General features: G+C 41.2%; 13 protein-coding genes. 7 read left to right on the top strand and 6 right to left on the bottom strand.

The features are described 5' to 3' along the window. Nucleotides 1-79 precede the first annotated feature (79 nt). Nucleotides 80-1,387, top strand: coding sequence for a hypothetical protein (locus ACQFX9_RS16335; RefSeq protein ID WP_427156967.1), 1,308 nt, complete (start codon nt 80-82; stop codon nt 1,385-1,387). Between the two features lie 26 nt (nt 1,388-1,413). Here the strand turns inward: ACQFX9_RS16335 and ACQFX9_RS16330 are convergent, their stop codons facing one another. Further along, nucleotides 1,414-1,755, bottom strand: a complete 342-nt coding sequence (locus tag ACQFX9_RS16330; protein WP_103135906.1) for a hypothetical protein — start codon at nt 1,753-1,755, stop codon at nt 1,414-1,416. A 234-nt stretch (nt 1,756-1,989) separates the two neighbouring features. Between ACQFX9_RS16330 and ACQFX9_RS16325 the strand changes: the two genes are divergently transcribed. Beyond that, nucleotides 1,990-2,382, top strand: a complete 393-nt coding sequence (locus ACQFX9_RS16325; protein WP_427156966.1) for a DUF1636 domain-containing protein — start codon at nt 1,990-1,992, stop codon at nt 2,380-2,382. A gap of 13 nt (nt 2,383-2,395) precedes the next feature. Continuing rightward, nucleotides 2,396-3,145, top strand: a complete 750-nt coding sequence (locus tag ACQFX9_RS16320) for a cobalt-precorrin-6A reductase (protein WP_427156965.1) — start codon at nt 2,396-2,398, stop codon at nt 3,143-3,145. Nucleotides 3,146-3,749: 604 nt separating this feature from the next. On the opposite strand, the gene ACQFX9_RS16315 is transcribed toward ACQFX9_RS16320, so the two are convergent. The 4 genes from ACQFX9_RS16315 to ACQFX9_RS16300 form a co-directional block, all read right to left on the bottom strand. Next, nucleotides 3,750-10,394 (bottom strand): HAMP domain-containing protein, encoded by a 6,645-nt coding sequence (locus ACQFX9_RS16315; RefSeq protein WP_427156964.1) that lies wholly within the window; start codon nt 10,392-10,394, stop codon nt 3,750-3,752. 760 nt (nt 10,395-11,154) lie between these two features. Further along, nucleotides 11,155-12,747, bottom strand: coding sequence for an alkaline phosphatase D family protein (locus tag ACQFX9_RS16310; RefSeq protein WP_427156963.1), 1,593 nt, complete (start codon nt 12,745-12,747; stop codon nt 11,155-11,157). A 435-nt stretch (nt 12,748-13,182) separates the two neighbouring features. Beyond that, nucleotides 13,183-14,403, bottom strand: a complete 1,221-nt coding sequence (locus ACQFX9_RS16305; RefSeq protein WP_427156962.1) for a damage-control phosphatase ARMT1 family protein — start codon at nt 14,401-14,403, stop codon at nt 13,183-13,185. 5 nt (nt 14,404-14,408) lie between these two features. Further along, on the bottom strand, nt 14,409-14,675 hold the full coding sequence (locus tag ACQFX9_RS16300) for a Precorrin-3B methylase (RefSeq protein ID WP_427156961.1): 267 nt from the start codon (nt 14,673-14,675) through the stop codon (nt 14,409-14,411). A gap of 225 nt (nt 14,676-14,900) precedes the next feature. Here ACQFX9_RS16300 and ACQFX9_RS16295 point away from each other — a divergent pair, with 225 nt between their 5' ends. The 4 genes from ACQFX9_RS16295 to ACQFX9_RS16280 all read left to right on the top strand — a co-directional run bounded on the left by ACQFX9_RS16295 (nt 14,901) and on the right by ACQFX9_RS16280 (nt 19,606). Then, on the top strand, nt 14,901-15,488 hold the full coding sequence (locus ACQFX9_RS16295) for a PEP-CTERM sorting domain-containing protein (RefSeq protein ID WP_427156960.1): 588 nt from the start codon (nt 14,901-14,903) through the stop codon (nt 15,486-15,488). A gap of 333 nt (nt 15,489-15,821) precedes the next feature. Continuing rightward, nucleotides 15,822-16,661: a hypothetical protein gene (locus ACQFX9_RS16290; RefSeq protein WP_427156959.1), complete on the top strand. Its 840-nt coding sequence runs from the start codon at nt 15,822-15,824 to the stop codon at nt 16,659-16,661. A gap of 5 nt (nt 16,662-16,666) precedes the next feature. Further along, nucleotides 16,667-17,641, top strand: coding sequence for a hypothetical protein (locus ACQFX9_RS16285; protein WP_427156958.1), 975 nt, complete (start codon nt 16,667-16,669; stop codon nt 17,639-17,641). A 150-nt stretch (nt 17,642-17,791) separates the two neighbouring features. Further along, nucleotides 17,792-19,606 carry a WD40 repeat domain-containing protein gene (locus ACQFX9_RS16280; protein ID WP_427156957.1) on the top strand — a complete coding sequence of 605 codons (1,815 nt, stop codon included), beginning with the start codon at nt 17,792-17,794 and terminating at the stop codon, nt 19,604-19,606. 229 nt (nt 19,607-19,835) lie between these two features. Here ACQFX9_RS16280 and ACQFX9_RS16275 read toward each other — a convergent pair whose 3' ends face one another. After that, a complete protein-coding gene (locus ACQFX9_RS16275; protein WP_427156956.1) occupies nt 19,836-25,610 on the bottom strand; it encodes an AAA family ATPase in 5,775 nt (1,924 codons plus the stop codon). Nucleotides 25,611-25,629: the final 19 nt, after the last annotated feature.

Below are 25,629 nucleotides of genomic sequence, written 5' to 3'. Positions count from 1 at the left end.
AAACTGATTGATAGCCCTGTGCGTAAAGGTTAAGCTAAGAACAATAAAATTCACAATCTCAAGGGTCTTGAGTAATTGCATGACCGCTAACACTTTACTCAGTAATCTACTGGATCAAAAGATTATTAGATTAAGTTCTCAGGAAGTAAATCTACCGATTTTACAGGAGAGGATTTACAGTTTCTTTATGGAAGCAGTAAATCTCTATCCTCCAGAAAATGTCTTACATGAATTTAAAAGGTTATTTGTTGGTTGTTTGCTAGTAGATAATTTAAATCATATTCCCATCATTAAAAAACTCTTATTGCTGACTGATGAGCAAGAGTTTCATAATACAATTAAACGCTGTTGTTACATTTTAATTAATAATTGGGCAACTAAAAGAAAATACCAATATATCCGCGAACTAATTGATTTATTTTCGCAATTACCTGAGAGTAGTGACAATATTTCTAAAAATACTCTGTTATATAGACAAAGGTTAAATAATTTTGTTGAAAGTCAAGATTATCAAGAACTAAAAATATTTAACTATAAAAATGAGTATAATCCCCAAGGTCATTGGAGCGATCGCTATGCTGCATACTTATTAGTTGCTCAATCTTTGGACACTAGTAAACCCAAAGAACAACAAGAAGCAGCAATCAAAATTTACAGACAAATGAAAGACAAATACAAGTTTGATTTAGCTATGTATATTGCTCGTTCACAGTCTGAAGCATCTACTAACACACGCTATAATAATCCTAGTATTTTGGGTGATAATGTTTTACACCTCATTAAAAAAATTGTTGCTAAGAGGGGTAAATTCAGTCACGATAATTTAGCCAATATATTCCTGAAACAAACTGATAATCAAACCCTGCATAACTTTAAAGTCAGTTTACAGAAATATCTATTTCTATCAGTTGGCAGCCAAGAATTAGTAGTGGTTTTAAGGAAATCATTAAGGGAAAAACTAGACGTTTGGAAAACCGAGATAGATACAGAACGAATCAACAAAAACTTATTACTGCGAATCTGCAACAAATTAATTGATTATTTGACTATAGAAAATAGACATGAACCGTCAGAATTATTTAATTTATTAGTCTCTCAAGGTCATCCGCTAACTTTAGTCATTATCCTGTTGAAGATTATTTTAATCTCCCCATATTCTCGGAGTCATTTAGAGACTCGAATTGCGGCTTTAATCAATTATTATCAGCATCAATCCGAAGAGGAATGTAAATGGATTATTTATTTTATTGAAGTTTTTAATATCACCTTTGCTATTTATGCAGAGAATGTGGATTATAATTTGCTGAAAATGACAGCAGATGAGCTGGGTAATAAGGGCAGCAATAATATAGATAGCTATCGTGTCTTTTCGCAAATCAAGCAATAGAATCTGACTGAGATTAACTTATAAAATTAACGTGATTCTAATTGGGAGACTCGCGTCTCTAATTTAGTTACTTGTTGCTTTAATTCAACTACTAAAGTCGCTAAATTATCAAACATTTTCTCGCGTTCTGACTGTGATAGATTTCTTCTAGAACCAGGAGGTACGGTAATTGTCGTCCTTGGAGATGCAGCAGGACGACCTTGATTTAATCTTGACTCTATTTGACTTAACCGTGACTCCACACGATTTAAATCTGCTTGTAAATTATTTATCCGAGATTCAACTTGCTGTGATATAGCTGGGTTTGATAGTAATCCCAGCCAGATAATTACCACCAATAATACAGCGAGTAACAATCTGCGAAACATCTTATTAACTCCTGAAAATAATTATTAAATATGGCATCATGCTATTAGCATAACGCATAAATTAATCATGAATAATTCATGTAAAATCTGTCCAAATTATCAATTTATTGATGAATAAAGTTTCAAATAAGGACTAAAGTCCTGACTACAAACTGAATCTTCCTGTTACCTTTAAATTAAATATTGTAAAGATATCGGTATAATTATAATTCACGCACATCTACCGAGGTACAGATGGATAATACTACTGCTCATAGTTTATTTGTTTGCACAACTTGTGCTAGCGTTTGGCAAGATGGAAAACGCATAGGTGAAAGCGGTGGTCAAAAACTTCTGCATCAGTTACAGGAATTAGCACAAAATTGGGAATTACGGGAAGAATTCCCTATCCAAGCAGTGGAATGTATGAGTGCTTGTAACCGTTCCTGCGTCGTTGCTTTTGCGGCTGAAGGTAAAATGACCTATTTATTCGGAGATTTAGCAGTGGATGACAGTATATCTGCTGTGTTGGAATGTGCTACTAAATACTATAGAAAACCAGATGGATTATTACCTTGGTCGGAACGGCCAGAACCATTAAAAAAAGGAATATTAGCCAAAATTCCGTCTTTATCCTTAAAACAGTAGGTAGAGAGAAGACTTGAAACGGGTTTTAATTCTAGGTGGAACTGGAGATGCGGCAGAGTTAACTGCTAAAATTGCCACTATCTCTGGGATAGAAGCGATCGCATCTTTAGCCGGTCGCACTAGTCAACCATCACTCCCCGATGGTAACGTGCGGATTGGCGGCTTTGGCGGTGCGGCGGGATTAGCTGATTATTTACGCCAGATGCAAATTGATCTACTCATTGATGCTACCCATCCCTTCGCCAATCAGATTTCCTGGAATGCAGCGACAGCAGCAAATCAAGTCAATATACCCAGATTAATGTTAACTCGCCCAGTGTGGGAAAAAGTAGCAGGCGATCGCTGGCTAGAAGTAGATAGTCATCAAGCTGCGGCTCAAATTTTGGCAAAACAAGCCAAAAGAGTCTTTTTAACAGTCGGGAGACAAGAACTAGCTGCTTTTGCTCATTTACAGCATATTTGGTTTTTGATGCGAATGATTGATCCCCCCAGCGATGGTAATTTCATACCACCAGGGGAAATATTATGCGATCGCGGCCCCTTTACGCTAGAAGACGAGCGAAAAATTCTCACTCAATACAAAATTGACACCATAGTCAGCAAAAATAGTGGAGGTAAAGCCACCTACCCCAAAATCATCGCCGCCAGAGAACAAGGAATACCAGTTGTCATAGTCAACCGTCCCCCCATCCCACCAGGAGAACAAGTAGCCAAAGTTGAAGACGCAATCACATGGCTACTACAGAAAATCGAGACTAATTAGTGCTGAGTGCTGTTAGCGGTAGCGGGGCGTTAGCCCGTGCTGAGTAATGAGTAATGACTAATGACTATTGACTAATGACTAATGACTAATGACTAATGACTATTGACTAATGACTATTGACTAATGACTATTGACTATTGACCATTGACTAAATAAAAAAAAAGTGGGAGAAAGCATATCAATCGCTTTCATCTCCCACTCTGCCATTTGCTGCTGTAGCGTTCAGGTATCCTGACAGATATTGCCATTAATTTAGGGGGCTGATGTATGATTCAATGGCAAAACCTGTACAAATTAGATGTTCCCGTCGCAGCAAATGCCAAGCCTAATTATTTATCAGATATAATACCAATTCACAAAAACCTTGATACAGACATAAACCCTAAAAGCTTTGCTGCATCTAAGTTTTTTAATTGCGAATTGCGAATTGCGAATTGCCAATTGGTATAAGACTCATATTAGATTTTTGAACTTTTATCTTCCCTGCTTAAGCCAGTACAACTGGATACACCCTGATAACCACATCTGAAAAGTCGTTTATCTTTTATGTAATTTAACTTCCTCCAATTCGATTAGGTTGCCATTTTGGCAGGTTTTCCCAGACCTACGACGCATACAGCCAAACTCGTAATAAAGACAGTAGTTGTTCTGTATCTACTGGTTTAGCAATGTAGTCTGAGGCACCGGCGGCGATGCAGTGATCGCGATCGCCTTGCATGGCTTTGGCAGTGAGAGCGATAATTGGTAAGTTCTGAAATTGCTCATTCTGGCGAATTAGCCGCATGGTTTCGTAACCATCCATTTCTGGCATCATCACATCCATTAAGACCACATCAATATCAGGTGTTACTTCTAACAAGCTAATCCCTTCTCTACCGTTTTCTGCATATATGACCTGCATTTGGTAGCGTTCTAGCATACTGGTGAGGGCGAAGATGTTACGCACATCATCGTCAACGATTAGCACTTTTTTACCGACTAAAGAATTGTCTTGAGAATATAGTTGTTCTAAGATTTCGCGCTTGGGTGTGGGTAAATTTGCCTGGACGCGGTGAAGGAATAATGCGGTTTCATCAAAAAGACGTTCGGGCGATCGCACATCTTTAATGATAATGGTTTCGGCTATCCGTCTGAGTTCTGTTTCTTGAGTGGGAGTGATTTCTCTACCTGTGTAGACAACTATGGGTAAAGTTGTGCTGTTGGGTTCTCGCTTGATTTGTTCTATGAGTTCAAAACCTGTCATATCAGGTAAACCCAAATCTAGAACTAAGCAATCAAATTCCTGAGTGCGAATGGCTTCTAAGGCGGCTGCACCCGTACCGACAGCCACCGTTACTACATCGTTATTGCCAATGAGTTCAACGATGCTTTGACGTTGCAAATCATCATCTTCCACCACTAGTAAATTCTTCACTCGCCGTTCTACAAAACCTCTAATTTTATACAGGGCTTCAGACATCGCCTCACTAGTTACTGGTTTTTGTAAATAAGCGATCGCACCTAGTAGTAAACCCCGTTGCCGTCCTTCTTCGACGGTCATAATGTGTACAGGAATATGACGGGTAGTCGGATCACGTTTGAGGCGACTTAGCACTGTCCATCCATCCATTTCGGGTAAGCGAATATCCAGTAAAATCGCCATTGGTAAAAATTCCTTGGCTAGTTTCAACCCATCTGTACCAGTTTGGGCGGTAATTACCTGGAATCCGTGCTGCCGTGCCATATCTACTAAAATACGGGCAAAATTAACGTCATCTTCAATAATGAGTAAGACTTTATTCTCTGATGCTGTTGTGCTAATGCTGTCGCGATCGTCTGGGACAATAGGATTTTGGTAAACGACATTCCCAGGGCGTAGCTGTTCATCCTTGGTGTTCCCATTTGTGTAGCGTACTTTAGAGAAGGGCGTACTCTGCGGAGTTGAGGATACAGATTCTGCACTGAACTGGGGTAAATAGAAGGTAAATGTACTTCCTTGACCAAGATAGCTGACAAGTTTAATTTCTCCACCTAACAGATGAGCAATTTCTCGGCTAATAGATAAGCCTAATCCAGTACCGCCGTATTTGCGGCTGGTTGTGCCATCAGCTTGCTGAAAAGCTTCAAAGATAATTTTCTGCTTATCAGGTGCAATGCCAATACCTGTATCACTGACAACGAAAGCTAACACTGTCTGGGCATGACTTAAAGTCGGTTGAGTATCACTCCATCCTTGTTTAGCTACCTCAATCCGCAGCCGGACTTCGCCCCGTTCCGTAAATTTAAAGGCATTGGAGAGGAGATTTTTTAAGACTTGCTGCAAGCGTTTGATATCTGTACTCACGTTGCTAGGCAAATCAGGCGCGAGTTCAATGGCAAAAGTCAGACCTTTATTTTGAGCCATTTGCCCAAAACTCCGTTCAATCTGTTCAGCCAACTCAGATAAAGGTACCGAAGTCACATGAATTGACATTGTACCCGATTCAATTTTGGCTAAATCTAAAATGTCATTGATTAATGCCAACAGTTCATTACCGGCTGAGTAGATGGTTTGGCTGTATTCCACTTGTTTGGCGGTGAGATTACCATCAACGTTATCTGTTAACAATTTGGCCAAAATCAACAAGCTGTTTAGGGGTGTCCGCAATTCGTGGGACATATTCGCTAAAAATTCGGATTTATATCGAGATGAGAGGGCTAGTTGCTCGGCTTTTTCTTCTAATGACCGTCTAGCTTGTTCGATTTCCCGATTTTTCCGCTCCACTTCTTTTTTCTGGAGGGCTAACAGTTCAGCTTTTTCTTCTAGTTCGGCGTTGGTTTGCTGTAATTCTTCCTGTTGTCCCCGTAATAAGTCTTCTGAGGTTTTGAGTGATTGGGCTTGTTGTTCTAGCCGCTTGTTAGTTTCGCGGAGTTCATTTTGTTGAGTTTGTAGTTCTTGTGCCAGAGATTGGGATTGTTTGAGTAATTCTTCGGTACGCATCGAGGCGGCGATGGTGTTGAGAACGATCGCAATACTTTCGGTGAGTTGGTCGAAGAACGTTAAATGAATCTCACTAAAGCGGCGGAAAGCAGCTAATTCAATCACCGCCGTGACTTGTCCTTCAAATAGCACAGGTAATACCACTGCATTCAGGGGATTGGCTTCTCCTAAACCGGAGCTAATTTTGATATAGTCACTGGGTACTTCTGTTAACAAAATTCGTTCTTTTTCTAAAGCACATTGCCCCACCAAACCTTCTCCGAGATGGAAGCGGTTAGCTAAATGTTTACGTTCGCGGTAAGCATAGGTACTGAGTAGTTTCAAGTATGATGCTGATGGATTCTCGCCATTTTCCATTAAGTAGAATACGCCGTGTTGCGCGCCTACAAGGGGTGCAAGTTCTGAGAGAATGAGTTTAGATACAGTTTCTAAATCACGCTGACCTTGCAGCATCCGGGTAAATTTGGCGAGGTTAGTTTTTAACCAGTCTTGTTCAGTATTTTTCTGGGTTGTCTCCCTGAGATTGGCAATCATCTGGTTGATGTTGTCTTTAAGGATTGCCACTTCCCCTTGAGCTTCCACAGCAATAGAACGGGTTAAATCGCCCTTAGTGACGGCTGTAGCTACTTCGGCGATCGCGCGTAACTGGGTAGTTAATGTTGCCGCTAGTTCGTTGACGTTGTCCGTGAGGTCTTTCCACGTCCCTGCCGCCCCCGGAACTTTAGCTTGGCCGCCTAACTTCCCTTCAATCCCCACTTCCCGCGCCACTGTCGTCACCTGATTAGCAAAGGTAGCTAGGGTATCAATCATTTCGTTGATGGTTTCCGCCAAGGTTTCAATTTCCCCTTTGGCATCTAACATCAGTTTGCGTTTTAAGTCACCATTCGCCACCGCCGTCACAACTCTGGCGATACCCCGCACTTGGGCTGTCAAGTTACCTGCCATTGAGTTAACGTTATCTGTTAAATCTTTCCACGTTCCCGCTACACCTTGGACTAAGGCTTGACCACCTAATTTCCCTTCTGTTCCTACCTCCCGCGCTACCCTTGTTACTTCCGAGGCAAAGGAACTGAGTTGATCCACCATTGTATTAATCGTGTTTTTCAACTCCAAAATTTCACCTTTGACATCCACGGTGATTTTCTTCGACAGGTCGCCATTGGCTACCGCCTTCGTCACTTCTGCAATGTTACGTACCTGGGCTGTGAGATTTCCCGCCATCAAGTTGACGTTATCTGTCAAGTCTTTCCAAGTCCCACCCACACCCCGGACGTAGGCTTGTACACCCAATTTTCCTTCTGTTCCCACTTCTCTAGCAACCCTTGTCACTTCTGAGGCAAAAGAGTTGAGCTGATCCACCATTGTGTTAATCGTGTTTTTCAACTCCAAAATTTCACCCTTCACATCCACGGTGATTTTCTTGGATAGGTCACCATTGGCTACAGCCGTCGTCACCTCGGCAATGTTCCGTACCTGCGCCGTCAAACTCCCCGCCATAAAGTTCACGCTGTCGGTCAAGTCCTTCCACGTACCCGCCACACCTTTGACTTCGGCTTGTACGCCCAGCTTTCCTTCTGTTCCCACCTCCCGCGCTACCCTTGTCACCTCTGAGGCAAAGGAGTTGAGCTGATCCACCATTGTATTGACGGTGTTTTTCAGTTCCAGAATTTCGCCTTTGACATCCACAGAAATTTTCTTCGACAGGTCGCCGTTAGCTACAGCCGTTGTCACCGCCGCAATGTTTCTTACCTGTGCCGTCAAACTCCCCGCCATAAAATTCACACTGTCGGTCAAGTCCTTCCATGTACCGGCGACACCCTTGACATCGGCTTGTACACCCAGTTTCCCTTCACTACCGACTTCTCGCGCTACCCTTGTCACCTCAGAAGCAAAGGAGTTGAGTTGATCCACCATGATATTGATTGTGTTTTTCAACTCCAGAATTTCGCCTTTGACTTGTACCGTGATTTTCTTGGATAAGTCTCCGTTGGCGATCGCCGTTGCTACTTCGGCAATATTCCTTACTTGGTCGGTGAGGTTGCCAGCCATCATATTGACCGCGCCGGTTAAGTCCTTCCACGTACCCGCCACACCGCGCACTTCGGCTTGTACACCCAGCTTTCCTTCGGTTCCCACCTCCCGCGCTACCCTGGTGACTTCTGATGCAAAGGAACTGAGTTGATCCACCATTGTGTTAATTGTGTTTTTCAACTCCAAAATTTCACCCCTCACATCCACGGTGATTTTCTTAGACAGGTCGCCATTGGCTACAGCCGTCGTCACCTCTGCAATATTTCTTACCTGCGCTGTCAAACTCCCCGCCATGAAGTTCACACTATCGGTCAAGTCTTTCCAAGTCCCAGCGACACCGCGCACTTCTGCTTGTACGCCCAGTTTGCCTTCACTACCAACTTCCCGCGCTACCCTGGTAACTTCTGATGCAAAGGAGTTGAGCTGATCCACCATTGTATTAATCGTGTTCTTCAACTCCAAAATTTCACCCTTCACATCCACGGTGATTTTCTTTGACAAGTCGCCAGTCGCTACCGCCGTCGTCACCTCGGCAATATTTCTTACCTGTGCCGTTAAACTCCCCGCCATGAAGTTCACACTATCGGTCAAGTCTTTCCACGTACCGGCGACACCTCTGACATCAGCTTGTACACCCAGTTTCCCTTCACTACCTACTTCTCGCGCCACCCTGGTAACTTCTGAGGCAAAGGAACTGAGTTGATCCACCATGATATTAATCGTGTTTTTCAACTCAAAAATTTCACCCCTGACATCAACAGTAATTTTCTTCGATAAATCTCCGTTGGCGATCGCGGTTGCTACCTCAGCAATATTCCGCACCTGCCCTGTGAGGTTTCCTGCCATCAAGTTGACGTTATCGGTTAAGTCTTTCCAAGTCCCGGCTACACCTCGAACTTCAGCTTGTACACCCAGTTTGCCTTCGGTTCCTACTTCCCGCGCTACCCGCGTCACCTCTGAAGCAAAGGAGTTGAGCTGATCCACCATTGTATTAATCGTGTTCTTCAACTCCAGAATTTCACCCTTCACATCCACGGTGATTTTCTTCGACAAGTCACCATTCGCTACCGCCGTCGTCACCTCGGCAATATTTCTTACCTGCGCCGTCAAACTGCCCGCCATGAAGTTTACACTGTCGGTCAAGTCTTTCCACGTCCCCGCCACGCCTTTAACTTCCGCTTGACCACCTAATTTTCCTTCTGCTCCTACTTCCCGCGCCACCCTGGTAACTTCTGATGCAAAGGAGTTAAGTTGATCCACCATGATGTTGACGGTGTTTTTCAACTCTAGAATTTCACCTTTGACATCCACGGTGATTTTCTTCGACAAGTCACCATTCGCTACAGCTGTCGTCACTTCGGCAATGTTCCGTACCTGTGCTGTCAGATTCCCCGCCATCAAGTTGACGTTATCTGTTAAGTCTTTCCAAGTCCCAGCAACACCTCTAACTTCTGCTTGTACACCCAGTTTGCCTTCTGTTCCTACTTCCCGCGCTACCCTAGTAACTTCCGATGCAAAGGAATTAAGTTGATCCACCATTGTATTGACGGTGTTTTTCAACTCTAGAATTTCGCCTTTGACATCAACTGTAATTTTCTTTGATAAATCACCATTTGCGATCGCGGTTGCGACTTCTGCAATGTTCCGCACCTGTCCGGTGAGGTTTCCTGCCATCAGATTGACATTATCGGTTAAGTCTTTCCAAGTCCCGGCAACGCCTTTGACTTCGGCTTGTACACCCAGTTTCCCTTCGGTTCCCACTTCCCGTGCTACCCGCGTCACTTCACCAGCAAAGGAACTCAGCCTTGTCACCATCGTATTGACAATGTTGGCAGTTTGCAGAAACTCTCCCTTGAGAGGTCTAGCATCAATTTCTGTGGCGATGGTTTGGGATAAGTCACCGTTAGCTACAGCCCGAATCACCCGTGTAGTTTCTGCTGTAGGCTGAACTAAATCTGTAATTAGAGTATTGACAGAATTGACACAATCTGACCATGAGCCACGGACATTTCCTAATGAGGCGCGTTCACTAATTTTGCCCTCTTTGCCCACAACATTGCTAATGCGCTTTAGCTCTGCTGCCATGCGCTCATTTTGGTCAATGATATCGTTGAGCGTATCAGCGATTTTCCCAGCTATACCAGTTTGTTCAATCGGCATCCGAGCAGAAAAATCACCTTTTTTTACAGATGTCAGCGTTTTGAGTAGCTCTTTTAAATCCAGGTGGTCAGATTCTTTAGTTAACTGTTCGGTTGCCATAGTACAGCCTTTTTAAAATTACGATGTCTTTTGATCCCCAGACAATATGGGAGGGTATGGTGAAGCCAAGGACAATTTTTCTGGTTTCACCATCAGCATGAGTTGATCACCATGCCTATGCTAGATAGAAAATGCTATTGCTAACAGTTTCAAAAACACTACTTAGCAAATCATAGCCGCTATTTATTGTCTACATTAGTCTCTATGAAAGTTTTTTTGCTATTGAAAAATAATAGTTTATTTACCTATATCTGAAGACATAATCCTTTCGATATAGTAAAATTACTCGTTAAAAAAAGTGACAATAATACTAATTCAAAATGCAACCACAATTTAAAATAAAGCTGGTGAACAAAATATTTACTTATTGATAATATGAGACGATAAATGGCTTTTATTATTTACATATCTCTCATATTCTTTAGGTGAGTGACTCTAGCAATGAAAGTCTACCCATATTTATTTGCTAACTATCTCTATCATTTTTGAATTAAATGCTATTAGCGAGACTGACTTTTCTCGTTATGTGGAAAAGTTAACGCAAAAGCTCATACCAAATTGAGATATAAGATTCTTACTTGATTTTTGAATAGATACACAGGGGAGGCAAATTGCAGTGTGGATTTTCCTCCTGCAATCTTGCCGTTTTGTTAGCAGTGAGAGTACAGCACCTACCAGCAAGGTTTAAGTTTCAGGTAGGATTTCAAGACTGGTGTGTACACCTCAGCATCCCTTACAGAATGGAGATATATTGCGGAATTTATACGACTTGTCTGATTCCTGGAATACCGTTATCAACTACAAAAGAAGCTCGATTGCTAATTGTCCCGAAAGGAGTTGTGACACCAGACACCACAAGATAATCCGATCGCCAACTAGTAGGAGTCACAGTACAACGCACATATCCCCGTTGCCCATTGTAGAACTTAATGTGGGGATTATCTGGTAAATAAGCTTGTACTGCGGGAGTAATATCGGCACCATCACCACCAGAACTAATGGAACTACAAACAAACTCACTACCCAATGTAGCTGAAGCAGGGTCATCAAAATTCGCTTTGAGATCCATCGCCCAATGAGAATGCACATCACCTGCTAAGGAAACAGGGTTGGATGGTTGACGTTGGGCGATAAAATTCATTAAGCGATTACGGGAAGCTACATACCCATCCCACTTATCCATACTGAAAGATTGACCCTCGCCAGGGGTGAAATCTCTCTGAGCAATGGGAACTTGCTGCGCTAGGATATTCCACCTAGCTGGAGATTTATCCAGTCCATCAAATAACCATTCTTCTTGAGCTTGACCTGTAATTGTGGCTTGGGGACTGAGTGCATCTAGACAACCTGTTCTCGTACCGTCGCCACAAGGCTGGTCTGTACGATACTGGCGAGTATCTAAGACATGGAATGTCGCCAAATTGCCAAAGTTTAACCGCCGGTAAAGCTGCATATCCGGGCCGACTGGTCGGGAGAAGGGACGCAGAGGCATATGTTCATAGTAAGCTTGATAAGCGATCGCCCGCCGTTGAGCAAAGATGACTGGATCTTGGTCTGGCTCTGTATCAATTTCTGAAATCAAATTAGCGTAGTTATTTTCTACTTCGTGGTCATCCCAAGTGACAATCCAAGGGAAGGCGGCGTGAGTGGCTTGCAGATTTGCATCTGTTTTGTAGAAGGCGTGACGGTTGCGATAATCTTCTAAGGTGAAAATTTCTGTACTATTGTGCTGTCTGGGACGAGTCAGATTGATCCCACCTTCATAGATATAATCACCAACGTGAACTACTAAGTCTAAATCATCCTCTGCCATGTATTTATAAGCAGTGTAATAGCCTTGCTCATAGTGTTGACAGGAGGCTAAAGCAAACTTCAGTTGGTTAGAGAAACTACCAGCCGCAGTTGCAGTCCGAGTCCGACCGATGGGGCTAGCTTCACTATTCACATGAAAGCGATACCAATACCAAGTATGGGGTAAAAGTCCTTCCACTACCACCCGAACAGAGTGAGCCAGTTCTGGAGTTGCAAGTACAGTTCCTCTAGAAACAATGCGTCTCATACTGGGGTCAGTAGCCACTTCCCAACGAATCGGTACATTGACATTTGGCATTCCACCGCCATTTAACGGTTCGGGAGCTAAACGAGTCCAAATAACAACACTAGTGTCATAGGGTTCGCCTGATGCTACACCCAATTTGAAAGGATAATCGGAAAATCTGCCTTTGGCGATCGCTCTTTGTTGGGGAAATTGGCTAGCAATAGCTAAACCAGTAAATGCGCCTGCGCCGATAATTAAATTGCGTCGCTTCACCCGACTTTGCAGGAACTGTTGAACATTACGGTAATCTACCATTCTCTACTCCTGATTCACAAACTAATTTGCCGCATTGAGCTAACACAAATCAGACAGGTGAATTTGCATACCAATTACACATTTAATCATCCAGCAATTTAGATGTAGAAATTGCCATTATCTACTTACTTTAGGATGATTATTGGTATTTATTACTTGCCTAAATTAAGTTTCGTTTTCCTGTTGTTATGACTGGATTTAACGTGTTAGCTGTTGGATTTGCACGTCAAAAGTTAGCCTGTGAAGATTAATTCCTGACAAAGCGATGGTTAATATCAACTTAATCTTTTTATTGAAGATTTATATTTAACAAACTTTGGGGGTTTAAGTCCCCTGCTTCTATAAGCAGCGTGTTTTGTGTCGGGGTTTAAATCCCCGTCACAAAACGTAATTGCGAATTGCGAATTGCGAATTGCGAATTGTTTTAATTTTATATTAACCTGAAGTAACTAACTGAATTACACCCCATTGCCCATTAGTTTGCCAATTCGGGTCAGATTGGGCAATTTCCTCAACGACTTCAGCTTTTAGCCCGACAGCCACTTCCGATTTTAGGGTACGCAAGGCAACCATTGGTGCAGGTAAATAGCAGACTATATCTGCAATTGCTGTGGTCATATGCCAATGGCGATCGCCTAATAATCTGCGATAATTTGCATCCCCTTTAACTACAATTAAATTAGTCTTAGCTAATTCACTTTTAAGAGAGTTAGGTATTTGCCAAAATGCTAGAGGTGATGTCCAGAAAAAATCTGCCGATAAGACTAAATTTCCTGATGCAATATATTTCTGTAACCTCTCAGCTACAGATTTTACTTGGGGATGATTAGTGGCGGCTAAAAAATTTGTCGTCTCATGCACATCCTTAATCATGGCATCAGAAACAAAAGTAGGATGAGGTTTTAAATGCAGGTAAACTTGAGTAGCTAAATTACTACTTAATAGAAAATCTACTAAACATAAATCACAAATTAACTCAAACCCCGCATTATCTAAAATAATATCAATGCGACTGCCTGGATGATTAGTTACTAATTCACTAACTTGAGCAGCATCATTAACTAGAATATGTGCTAGTTGACTTTGAATATCAAATCGGCTTCTATCTTCAGCAAAGGCTGACCATAAACTTAAGTCAACTCGATTTCCCCATAAAGCAAAATATAGTAGTGCCGTCAGGGTAGTTTGTTTTAATTTATCCCCACTATTGGCATCATCTAACCATTGATTCACCTGGTGACATAAAAGAATAGTTGAATCAAGTGATGTTTCTAAACCTTGATTTTTTTGTAATTGAAATGGGTCAACATTTCGCCATATCCCAGGGCGAAAGTAATGAGTAATTTCTAAAATTAATCGATAAAAATAAGTTTCTGCCAAAAACCAGGGAACGTCTAACCAACGTTGCCCCTCGTAGGGTATAAGATATTCCTGCCAAGCTGCAAAATCTTTACCAGTATCATCAATAAGAGGTGGTAAATGTCCTATTGGTAGTTCTGTTGCCAGACTTTCTAATCTGGTATTCATGGTAGATGAAAAATTATTTTCCGCAATCACTCGCCGAGCGATCGCAGGCATTCTTTGAGTAATTGTCAACTCAGTAAAAGAACCAACTTCTGCACCGATAAGTGATGGCGGTAGAGGTAATTTTGGCATGGAAGTTATTTTGATTGACGACGTGATTTAGGTGGTGTGCGATGTGCGCCAAAATATTTTTCACTGCGATAACGTAACCACACCCGCAACACTTCCGGGATTTGCTGTTTTTGTTCTTTAGTGAGTGTATTGTACAAAACTAAAGCGCGATCGCGCTCACCCCGACAAGCAGCGTTGTTATGTGCATCCCAATAACTACGGGCGACTCGAATGCGCCGACAAACTTCTTTAATCAGTGCATCCCCTGTGAGGGGATTGTCTTGGTTAGTCATAGTTTTAAAGGTAATGTCTAGTAGCCTAACAAGGATTTATCCCAATCTCCGATTATAAGCCTAGATTCATCAGTTCGTGGTCATCAAAAATCAGTACCGCATCTCTAAATATTTTATCTTTATTTTTTATACATAATCCTTCAGTATATTTGATGTTAAACTGCCATTGGTTTTGAGTTGGGCTGTAGCTGAACTCAATCGGAAATATATGTGCGCCATCATACTATGAAAAATCTAGCTCTACTATCTGTCACAACCCTAGCTGCAACATCAGGATTAACTTTTGGAACCATCAATGCTGCCTCTGCTTTAACTTGGAAATGGAATTATTCTGGTGCTGGAATTACGGCGAGTGGTAATTTCATCACTAATGAAACTGCTGACAATTTTGGTTTTTACCAAATTTTGGGAATCACAGGTACACGCAACGGCGAAACCATCACGGGTTTACAACCAACAGGGACTCCGATACCAGGAAATGAGCCTTTTGAAGTAGCTAATTTAATTAGCCTCAATCTTCAACAGTTAACAGGTGATGGTTTTGGGTATTCCACATCAGGGGGTAATTATTCTAGTCCGTTTTTCGCTAGTTTTCTGCCTATACCTGGCTATTTAGAGGTTTTTTCTGCACCACCGCTAACACCAGGTTCTGAAAATTTGGGGATAGAAGATAGTGAATTACCCATTAGCTTTTCTGCAAGTATCATCACTGTTCCTGAACCTACCTCCATCCTCAGCCTATTTGCCCTCGCTACCCTTGGTGCATATACAAAAATCAAAGTTAAGAAAAAACTGCAATTCACTCAAAAGTAGGTAAAAAACTTTCCTAAAATCCTCAATAAAAAATTATCAATACTCCTTCATTCACTGTTTTGAAGGAGTTAATTTTTCTTGACAACCTAACTAATACCAATTCTTTAAAATTAAGCAACAGATGCAAAGCTTGAAACCAAGATGGTATCTGACTTTCTTAATTGCGTAAAGCCTGCGGCATAGCTGCGCTTAGAGCGTAGCGGGACGTTAGTCCATTGCGAATTGCGAATTGCGAATTGCGAATTGCGAATTGCGAATTGGTATATCTCAGTTCGTAAAATATCATATTCCAAATGTATCTAACATCAGTCCCAACATTTGTCATCACAGCATATGTATAACTACAATCAGTCTCCTTTTTCTTCCCCAGGATCTAACCCTGGTGGCTGGGAAATCCGGCGTGGACAATATTTTAACTATGTAGTGCCTAACGGTTGGCGGGTAGTAGAAGATGGTCAATTTGCGGTTGTTCTCTCTTCTGCTGACAATACCGCTTTGACAATTATGGTGGGCAATTCTGGATTGCCTGTTAATTATCATCCTGGGCAATTTGTCTATGAGAAACTTTTGGCGATGCAGCCCTATGACTTACGCATGAGTCAACCCCGCCCAGCAAAACCGATGACTGGATGGGCGATCGCTCACGAATGGGATTACACATCCTATTTCAATGGTATCCTTTACCGAGGGGTAGCTAAGTGCAACATCGTACAGAGCTATAACATTTGTACAATGGTGATGACTTGTGCTGCTGCTTACGAATCACAGTGGTTTAACTATGCTTCATGGTTGCCACAAGTAGCAGAGCAAATTACCGCTACCAATGGTGCTGCTTTTGGTGTTCAGGGGATCATGGCGCAGAACATAGAAATCTCGCAAACAGAAGGGCAAAAATTCAGAGAATATCGTGAATGGTCAGAACGAACTTGGAATGAGGTAAACCATCAACGTCATGAATCGATAAATCGGCAAAATTTCCAATTTCGTGAGAATCTGGGCAATGTCAATACTTGGACAAACCCCTACGGATATCCTGATGTTGAGCTACCGACAAGCTACAACTACTTTTGGATGAATCGGCAAGGACAAATTTATGGTACTAATAACCCCAGTGAAAATCCGAACGTCAGCTCAACTCAAGATTGGACAAGAATGAATCGGTATCAGCCCTAAATGATATGAATTTATTACCTACATCTACCCCAAAAACATTTAGCCTGTTAAGTATTGGTCAACGAGGAGTAGGCAAAACGGTTTTTCTTGCAGGTAGCTACACAGAATTACATCCTGATAGCAACACAGACAATCCCCAGCAGTTATGGTTCGATTGTCAAGATAGTGAAGTCCAAACTAATCTCGAAAAAATTAAGAATCTTGTAGCTCGTAGCGGTTCATATCCACCCCCTACAATTAAAATTACTAACTTTAACTTTAGTTTGCAGCGTCAAACCCAGTCAGGACAGGAAACTGTCTGCCATTTTCTCTGGTGGGACATCCCCGGCGAATTGTGTAATATTCATAATCCCGAATTTCAGGAAATGATCCTGACTTCTAACGGTTGCTGTGTATTTATTAATGCGTATGCTTTAATACACGACAAAGATTATCCCAAAATCATCGAGGATATTTACAACCAAGTAGCGGCGATCGCCTCCGTAGTCTATAAGTACAATATCCCCTATGCTTTTGCACTGATTTTAACTAAGTGTGACTTGCTAGAACTCAACCCAGCAACTCAGCAACAGATAGAATCAAACCTACAACCCCTGACTATCTACCTCAATACTGTGAAAGCCAGCCACCAAATTTTCTATTCTGCAATACCAATTGTGTCTGTAGACGGTGTTTCGCGCCTCAAACCCCAAGGTGCAGCTAACCCTCTACTGTGGCTACTATCACAGATAAATCAGTCAGGTAACACTGCATCACCAGCCAATTTAGCCAGTGAAGCAACCCAGACTCCATCCCCTACGGAGAAAGCACCAGCCAACAATCCCAAGTCAATTCTAATTTTGTATGTAGTCAGTGTAATTTTAGTAGGAGCGATCGCTGCACTATTTTTTGCCTTCAATGGATTAAAACCCTCACCCCAACCCAACACCCCCAACCAACAATCACTCAATCAGACTCTCAAGTTTGGGCATGAGGCATAGGGCATAGGGCATGGGGAAGTGGGCATGGGGCATGGGGCATTGTGTTACAATCTTTACCTACACCCTCACACCCTCACACCCCTACACCCCTACACCCTTACACCCCTACACCCCTAAAATCCTTACACCCCTAAAATCCTTGCTAACAGTATGGTATCTTTGCGGCTAGGTCAACTTATACATACCAGTTTCCCAGTCGTGGGATTTAGAACTGTGGTGAGTGGAGGGATTACACCGGAAATTCAGCAAGCTTTTCTAGAACAAATAGTTTATCAATATTGGGATTCCTATGAACCACCAAGCCCAGGATATAGAGCCGCTTATCTACATCAGCTAAACCCAGAACAAAGTTTGTTTGGGTGGTTATATAACGATGGGTTAGATGACTTTGGGCGCAATGATGTTCCTTTTTTTATTTGTTACTATTTAGCAGGTAAATTACAGCCCATCCAACTAGAAAATATTTTGATTTGTCTGTGTACAGGGCCTGTCAGGCTCATCAACAGAAATAATTTTCCAGAATGTATAGATAGCTTAGTCATACCTGATTTATGGAGTTACCAACCCGCTAGAATTGGGGTGAAGATTCCGCAAGCAATAATTGACAAAAGTCGGGTGTCTTTCGAGCATGACGAATTAATTAAGTTATTTGTCTTTACTGTTGAGGAAAAAATCCAAGATAGTGCCATTGCTGATGAGCATTTATTGGCGGTCAGCATCAATCAAAAGCCGGATAGTTTGTTTTGTGTTCATGATTCCTTTCATAACGCTATTAGTCCACCAGAAACAATCAATACATCCTTAAAAGACCTGTCTATATCCTTACCATCAGCAGAAGAATATCAGCAAATACTTTTATCCAAAACACGTTTAAAAGATATTCCAAAACCTATTGTTATTTCACCTTTAAAATCAAATTTTCTGCTGGGGATTATACTCAGCAATCTTTTGATTCTCACTTTAATCCTGCTTGGTTACTATATTTGGAAAGCAGCACCAGCAAATCATCCCGTCCCCCAAAATCCAGAGGCTTTTTTACATTTTAATCAGAGTTCCAATACTCAAAATCAGATAGCGGTCAAAACTTTAAATGGTCATGCAGATGCAGTTTGGTCTGTGGTGCTGACTAAAAATGGACAGACTTTAGTGAGTGCGAGTGCAGATCAAACGATCAAAGTCTGGAATCTCAACACGGGCAAGGTTGTACGCACCTTATCAGGACATAGTAACATTGTCAGGGCGATCGCTCTGAGTGCCGATGAAAAAACCCTAGTCAGTGGTGGGGGAGACAGTACAATCAAAGTTTGGAATTTTCAAACCTTAGAGTTGATGCGGACAATCACTCTCGATCCCGTCCCAGTTTGGTCACTAGCCATCAGCAATGATGGACAGATTCTTGTTAGTGGTAACGGTGACGGTACAATTAAAGCCTGGAATCTCCACACAGGTAAACTACTGCACACATTTGTGGGACATCGAGGTCGAGTTTTTTCTGTAGCGATGAGTCCTGATGGTAAAACCTTTGCGACTGGGGGAATTGACAAAACTGTAAAGATTTGGGATTTGCAGACGGGTAAACTGGTAAAAGAAATCCCCAAGCATGAAGATGCAGTGAGAGCCGTAATTTTTAGCCGTGATGGTCAAACATTAGCTAGTGCTAGTTGGGATCAAACCATTAAGCTTTGGAATGTGCAGACAGGCGAACTACTCCACACCCTCACGGGACATAATGCCAGGGTAGTAACTCTAGCTTTAGGATTTGATCACCAAACCTTAGTCAGTGGTAGCCTAGACAACACCATCAAGATTTGGGATATGCCAACAGGTAAATTATTGCATACTCTTTCTGGTCATTCTGATTGGGTTTTAGCGATCGCCACCAACCCAGCCAAACAAATTATCACCAGCAGCAGTAGAGACAAAACTATCCGCATTTGGCAACTAGATACCCAGAATCATCGCTGATTTTTAGAGCAATACGGTTCAGTTAAGGTGGTGAGAGTTGATTTCTCAATTTTTGCTTGCTCTACCTATTAGACAATGAGCAAGATTTGGGGGATTCTCCCCCAAGCCCCCGATTGGGGGACGGTTGCGTCCCCCAAACCCCCTCCAAAATCATTTTTTCGTTTTTTGTTGAGTGAACATTTGCTGGTTTTGTTGAAATTTATTTTTCTTATCTGAACCGTATTGATTTTTAAAGTGGAAGCTGAATCAAAAACTCAGTACATTTACTCACAACAGAATGACAAGTTAACTTACCACAGTGGGTATCTTCAACGATTTGTTTAGCTATAGCCAAACCTAAACCTGTACCTTTACCCACTGCTTTAGTAGTAAATAAATGGTCAAATATCTTTTGTTGTATCTCTGCACTCATCCCTTTACCGTTATCAGTAATGGAGATTTTTGCATATTTATCAGCCATTGATGTGGTAATCGTAATTTGGTTAGGATGAGCTTTAATTTCCTCACAATCGCGTCCATGATTCGATTCTTCTAAAGCATCAATGGCATTGGCTAAAATGTTCATAAATACCTGATTTAATTGCCCAGGAAAACATTCTATTTGGGGTAAATCACCGTAGTTAGTGATTACCTCAATCGCGGGACGTTGTTCGTTGGCTTTGAGACGATGTTTGAGAATTAAGATGGTACTATCAATACCTTCATGAAGATTAAATGGCACTTTGTAATCTCTATCAGCACGGGAGAAAGTGCGGAGGGAAGTGCTGATATTTTTTAATCTATCACAAGCCATTGTCATAGAATCCAGCATTTTGGGAAAGTCTTCTATGGTATATTCCAAGTCGATTTCTGACTCATGAGCGAGGATTTCTTCAGTCTTGTCGCTGAAGGTTTCTTGATAGATTTTCAAATGTTCAAGAATATCGGCAAAGGTGGGTTTAGCTTGTTTGAGACTAGCAGCAATAAAGCCCAAGGGATTATTCATTTCGTGGGCGACACCAGCCACTAAATTACCCAAAGCAGACATTTTTTCACTTTGAATGATTTGTAATTGCGCCTGTTGTAAAGCCAGTTCCGCTTGTTTGCGTTCACTGATATCTAACATGATGCAATCCCACACAAAACTGCCATCCACAAGTTTGCGGATGTACCCTTCCGCATGAACCCACTTGACAACTCCAGAAGGTGTTAAAATTCTACCTGACCATTGCCCGGAAGTCAGATTTGTAATTGCGCTTCCTAGTGCCTGCTGAAAAGTAGCAACATCTTCTGGATGAACGATAGCCAAGAGATTCTGAACATTAGCATTCATTTGCTGGGCTGAGATTTCCCATAATTGATAACAGCCTGCGCTGATATAAGGTAAAGATTGTTCACCACTAGTAGAAAGATGGACTTGATAAACAACCCCAGGAAGATTATCTACCAAGTTATGAAAGCGAGAATTGCTTGCGCTCAATTCATCAAGCGATCGCTGTAATTGTTGGGCAGATTCCTGAGCAAGCTGATAAAGTCGGGCATTTTCTAGGGAGATTGCCGCTTGAGTGCAGATGAGGTTGAGTAGTTCGATGCGATCGCTCTTAAACGCTCCCTTTACTAAATTATTTTCTAGATATAAAATCCCCAGTAATTTGCCTTGATTCAAAATCGGGCTGCACAAAATACTCTGAGGCTGCTGTCGAATAATATAGGGATCATTGCTTAAAGTAATATCTGCGTTTGCATCTAGTATCACTACAGTTTGTTGGTTGTTTTTGACTTTGTAAATCAGCTTCTGGGGAATATCTTCACTGTCAGCAATCGCAAGACTTTGCAACACAATGGGTTGTGTTCCTTGAGTAATTGCACCTTGAATTAATAGATGATCGTCTTGCAACAGCATTAACACACATTTATCAGCTCCAGCATTTTCAATCACAATAGAAAGTAAGGATGACAGCAGTTTTTCTAGTTCGATTTCCCCGGAGATAGTCTGAGATGCTTTGAGAATGGCTGTTATATCTAGGGTATGTGAGACACTACTGCTAGAAGCTGAAGAACTACTTTTTGTGACAGTCCCCACGGTGAAGATAGTTTCGTTAGTGGAAACAACAGAACGGCTTTGCTGTAAGATAGGGGCGAGTAATTGGGGATAGCGTATTTCTAAGTCGGCAATTTTGGCTTTTGCTCCCCATCGGGCATAACAATAATATGCTTCCTGCATATAACCTACGGCGACTTTCTCTTTCCCCGAAGCAAGATAAAATTTTGCAGCTAATTCGTTAGCTAAAGCTTCTTCTTGGATATAGCCATTGGCTTTAGCACCTGCGATCGCGCGATCGTAGTAATCCATTGCTTCATATATCTTTCCTAATACCCGATATTGCTCTGCTTCCACCAAATAAAACTTGTGTAAATAGTTGACGGGTGCATAGTGTGACCATTTTTTCAGCTTATTCTGGTTGTCAATGACTTGTTGTAATTCTATGTCTTGATTTTTAGGTAATGTAGCTAGATGAGTCAAGGAATCATAAAAGTGAAATAAAGGCACCATAAAACAGCCAGATATTCCACTTAGATATTGTTTAGCTTGAGTGGCAGCTTCAATTGCTGATTCCCACTCATTAAACAAGTAACAAAGAATTAATTTATTGACATAGAGTGTTCCCATTGCGTAAAGATCGTTCGCTTTTTGATGCAAGGGCAACATGATTTTTTCGTCATAAATTACGCCTTGAATTTCCCAAGGACATTGATTGGGAGTGATCAAATTGGTAACAGATTGGTAAAAAATTCTCAGGTAGTTATGAGCGACTTCCTGTTTAAGTTGCGCCAGACCTTGATTATAAAGCTGAATTTCTGGTTCTAAAGCGGACAAATTTTTTCCCAGAAAATAGGAAAGTGAACAGTAATTGTAGGCGCAGTAAGCAGCATATTCTAAAGTCCCCGTCTCCAAACCACTGTGATATCCATCAAGTAAAGGAGTAAGTGAATCTTGAATATGATGTTTCCAGGGTTTGACAAATGGATAAACCATATTAATGGTACTGGCTTTAAATTCTCGGTTCTGGAAGCGTGATAATAGCCCCATTGCGATTTCGCCAATGCGATCGCCTAAATCACTTTCTCCAGTAATACACAAAATGACTCCATACCAAGCAAAAGCTTGTGCTGATACAGCAGCATTACCATACTGAACTGATAAACTAACTTGCTTACACACAATTAACGGTAAAAGTTCGGGTACTGCTTGATAAACTGCTGCTGTGACAGTTGCTAAAATTCGCATCTTGGCAATAGCTTGCAGATCAGTCATCTCTGGTAGAGTCAATAAATCTGCTAAATCTTTTTCTGGGAATAAATCTTGAGTCTGTTTTAAAATTTGAGAAATATCTGTGGCTGTGGGATGTGCTGGAAACACAATGCCAAATAATTCCAAAAAACTCAGCGCAGTTCTAATTGCTTCAGGCTGTTGACTTTGGGCTACCTCAGCCAAAATTTTGACTTCATAGACTTTAACTTTATCTAGTAAGTGACGCGCATTTTTTACTACTTCATCAACTATCTGCTGCATTTGGCTAAAATCACAAATTAGACAGGTTGCTTCTGCGGCTAAATTATGTAGAGCCAAGGTAAGTTCATAATGTTGTTGCCAACAACTTAATGTGAGCAGTTCTATACCTTGATTGGCATATTCAATGGCTGCAATGTAAGCGGTTGAAGATTTTGCTTTTTGTGCAGCCTCTAAATTTAGCTTGGCTAATTCTTCCTGTTCATGTTTTGATGTAATTAAATCAGCACCTTTATTCAACTGATTGACAATCTCAAAAATTTTCTCCTCTTTTTCTGCTTGATTCATGACACTTGCAAGCAGTTGTCCAATTTTTAAGTGCGTCAGTTGTTTTTGATCATCAGGAATCAGGGAATAAGCCGCTTGTTGTACTCTATCATGTAAAAACTTGTAAGTAACAATCTCTTGATTTTCAGAGCTAGCTGCTATGCTTTCCTGCCCGACATAAAACTTATAAACATCACCAATTGGTACAATCAAACCTTCTTGTAGTGCTTTCCATAAACAGGCTGCTGTTTCGACTTGCGATTGTTCAGAAACAATAGCCAAATTGGCTAAATCAAAAGAATTACCAATACAAGCTGCTAACTGCAACACCTGTTGCGTTGATGGTGGTAACTTTTGCAGTTGTAAACTCATAAAAGCTATCACATCATCTGTTGCTGCTTGAATTTTTATCTGGATAATATCGCATTGCCAACAAGTTAATTCGAAGTCAAATGTGATTAATTTATCTTGATGCAACGCTTTGAGAAACTGTGTGGCAAAAAATGGGTTTCCTTGGGTTTTCTGATATACTGATTCTGCTAGAGATGATGCCAAATCTTTACTACATTTGAGTGTATCCGCAACTAATTGATTGACTTGCACTTGACTAAGTGGTGCTAAAGTAATGGTGTCAATCGTTGCTTGTACCTTTTGAATTTCACTCAAAGTTAATAATAATGGATGCCCAGGATTAACTTCATTATCACGATATGCACCAATAATGAAAAGATGTCCGGTATCAGCCATTAATAGCTGCATTAATTTTAACGATGCAGAATCAGCCCACTGTAAATCATCTAAAAATATGACTAAGGGATGTTCTTTAGTCGTAAAGATTTGGGTGAATTTTTGAAATAATAAGTTAAATCTATTTTGGGCGGCTGTTCCTGATAATTCTGAGACTGGTGGTTGTTTGCCAATAATGTTTTCTAATTCGGGAACAACTTCAATAATTACTTGTCCATTGTCACCGACAGCCTCTAATATTTTATGCTTCCATTGCTGAATTTGGACATCGCTTTCGCTTAATAATTGCCCCATTAAATCACGGAAGGCTTGAACAAAGGCACTAAAGGGAATATTACGTTGAAATTGGTCGTATTTACCTTTAATAAAATAGCCACGTTGTCTGACAATGGGTTTATGTACCTCGTTGACAACGGCGGTTTTCCCAATTCCTGAAAAACCAGCTACCAACATCATTTCGGTTGCGCCAAGGCTGACTCTATCAAAGGCTTCTAGTAGGGTTTTGACTTCCGTTTCTCGTCCATAAAGTTTATCGGGAATGATGAAGCGATCGCACACATCACGCTGTGCAATTTCAAAACTTTGAATTCCCCCAGTTGCTTGTAGCTGATATAAGCAATTTTCTAAATCAAATTTCAATCCCAATGCACTTTGATATCTATCTTCAGCATTTTTCGCCATCAACTTACTGACGATTTCTGAGATAACCACGGGGATATCTGGATTAATTTCATGTATGAGTGGGGGAACTTTCGCCAGATGAGAATGTACCAATTCCATCGCATCGCTAGATGAGAATGGTAACTCATCTGTGAGTAATTCGTAAAAAGTCACACCCAAAGAATAAAAATCGGTGCGATAGTCAATTCCCCGATTCATTCTCCCTGTCTGTTCGGGAGATATATAAGCTAGTGTTCCTTCTAAAACATTGGGGTTCACTAAGGTTTGGGTTTCTCTGGGTAATAATGATGCAATACTAAAGTCAATTAATTTAACTTGTTTAGTTTCAGGATTAATTAATATATTGCTGGGTTTAATATCTTTATGAATAATTCGCTCGTGATAGAGTAAGTCTAGGATGTCGCATAGTGCGATCGCGATCACTAAAAATTCTTTTAAAGATGCCACATTTTGATTTTTGGCAAAATAATCATTGAGAGAAATTCCGCCAAAGTCTTCCATAACTAACATATAGCCATTGTGCAGAGGTTCGAGGCTATAGGTTTGGATAATCAGAGGTGAGTTGACATTTTTAGCGATGGTGTATTGATTGCGAAATAACAACATTTCGCTAAAGCTAGGATAAGGATTTTTCAAGAGTTTGATCACTACTGGTAGTGATTCACTGTCTCTGACTGCACGATAAACTAGTGTTCTGGAACCATTGTATAGTTCTTCACTAATGCGATATCCAGGAATACTCACCAGGTTGTTTACCATATTGCGTTGATTGTCATAA

This window comes from Aliinostoc sp. HNIBRCY26, assembly GCF_050235535.1.
GTDB lineage: Bacteria > Cyanobacteriota > Cyanobacteriia > Cyanobacteriales > Nostocaceae > Trichormus.
This window is presented reverse-complemented; position numbering and strand designations above follow the sequence as displayed.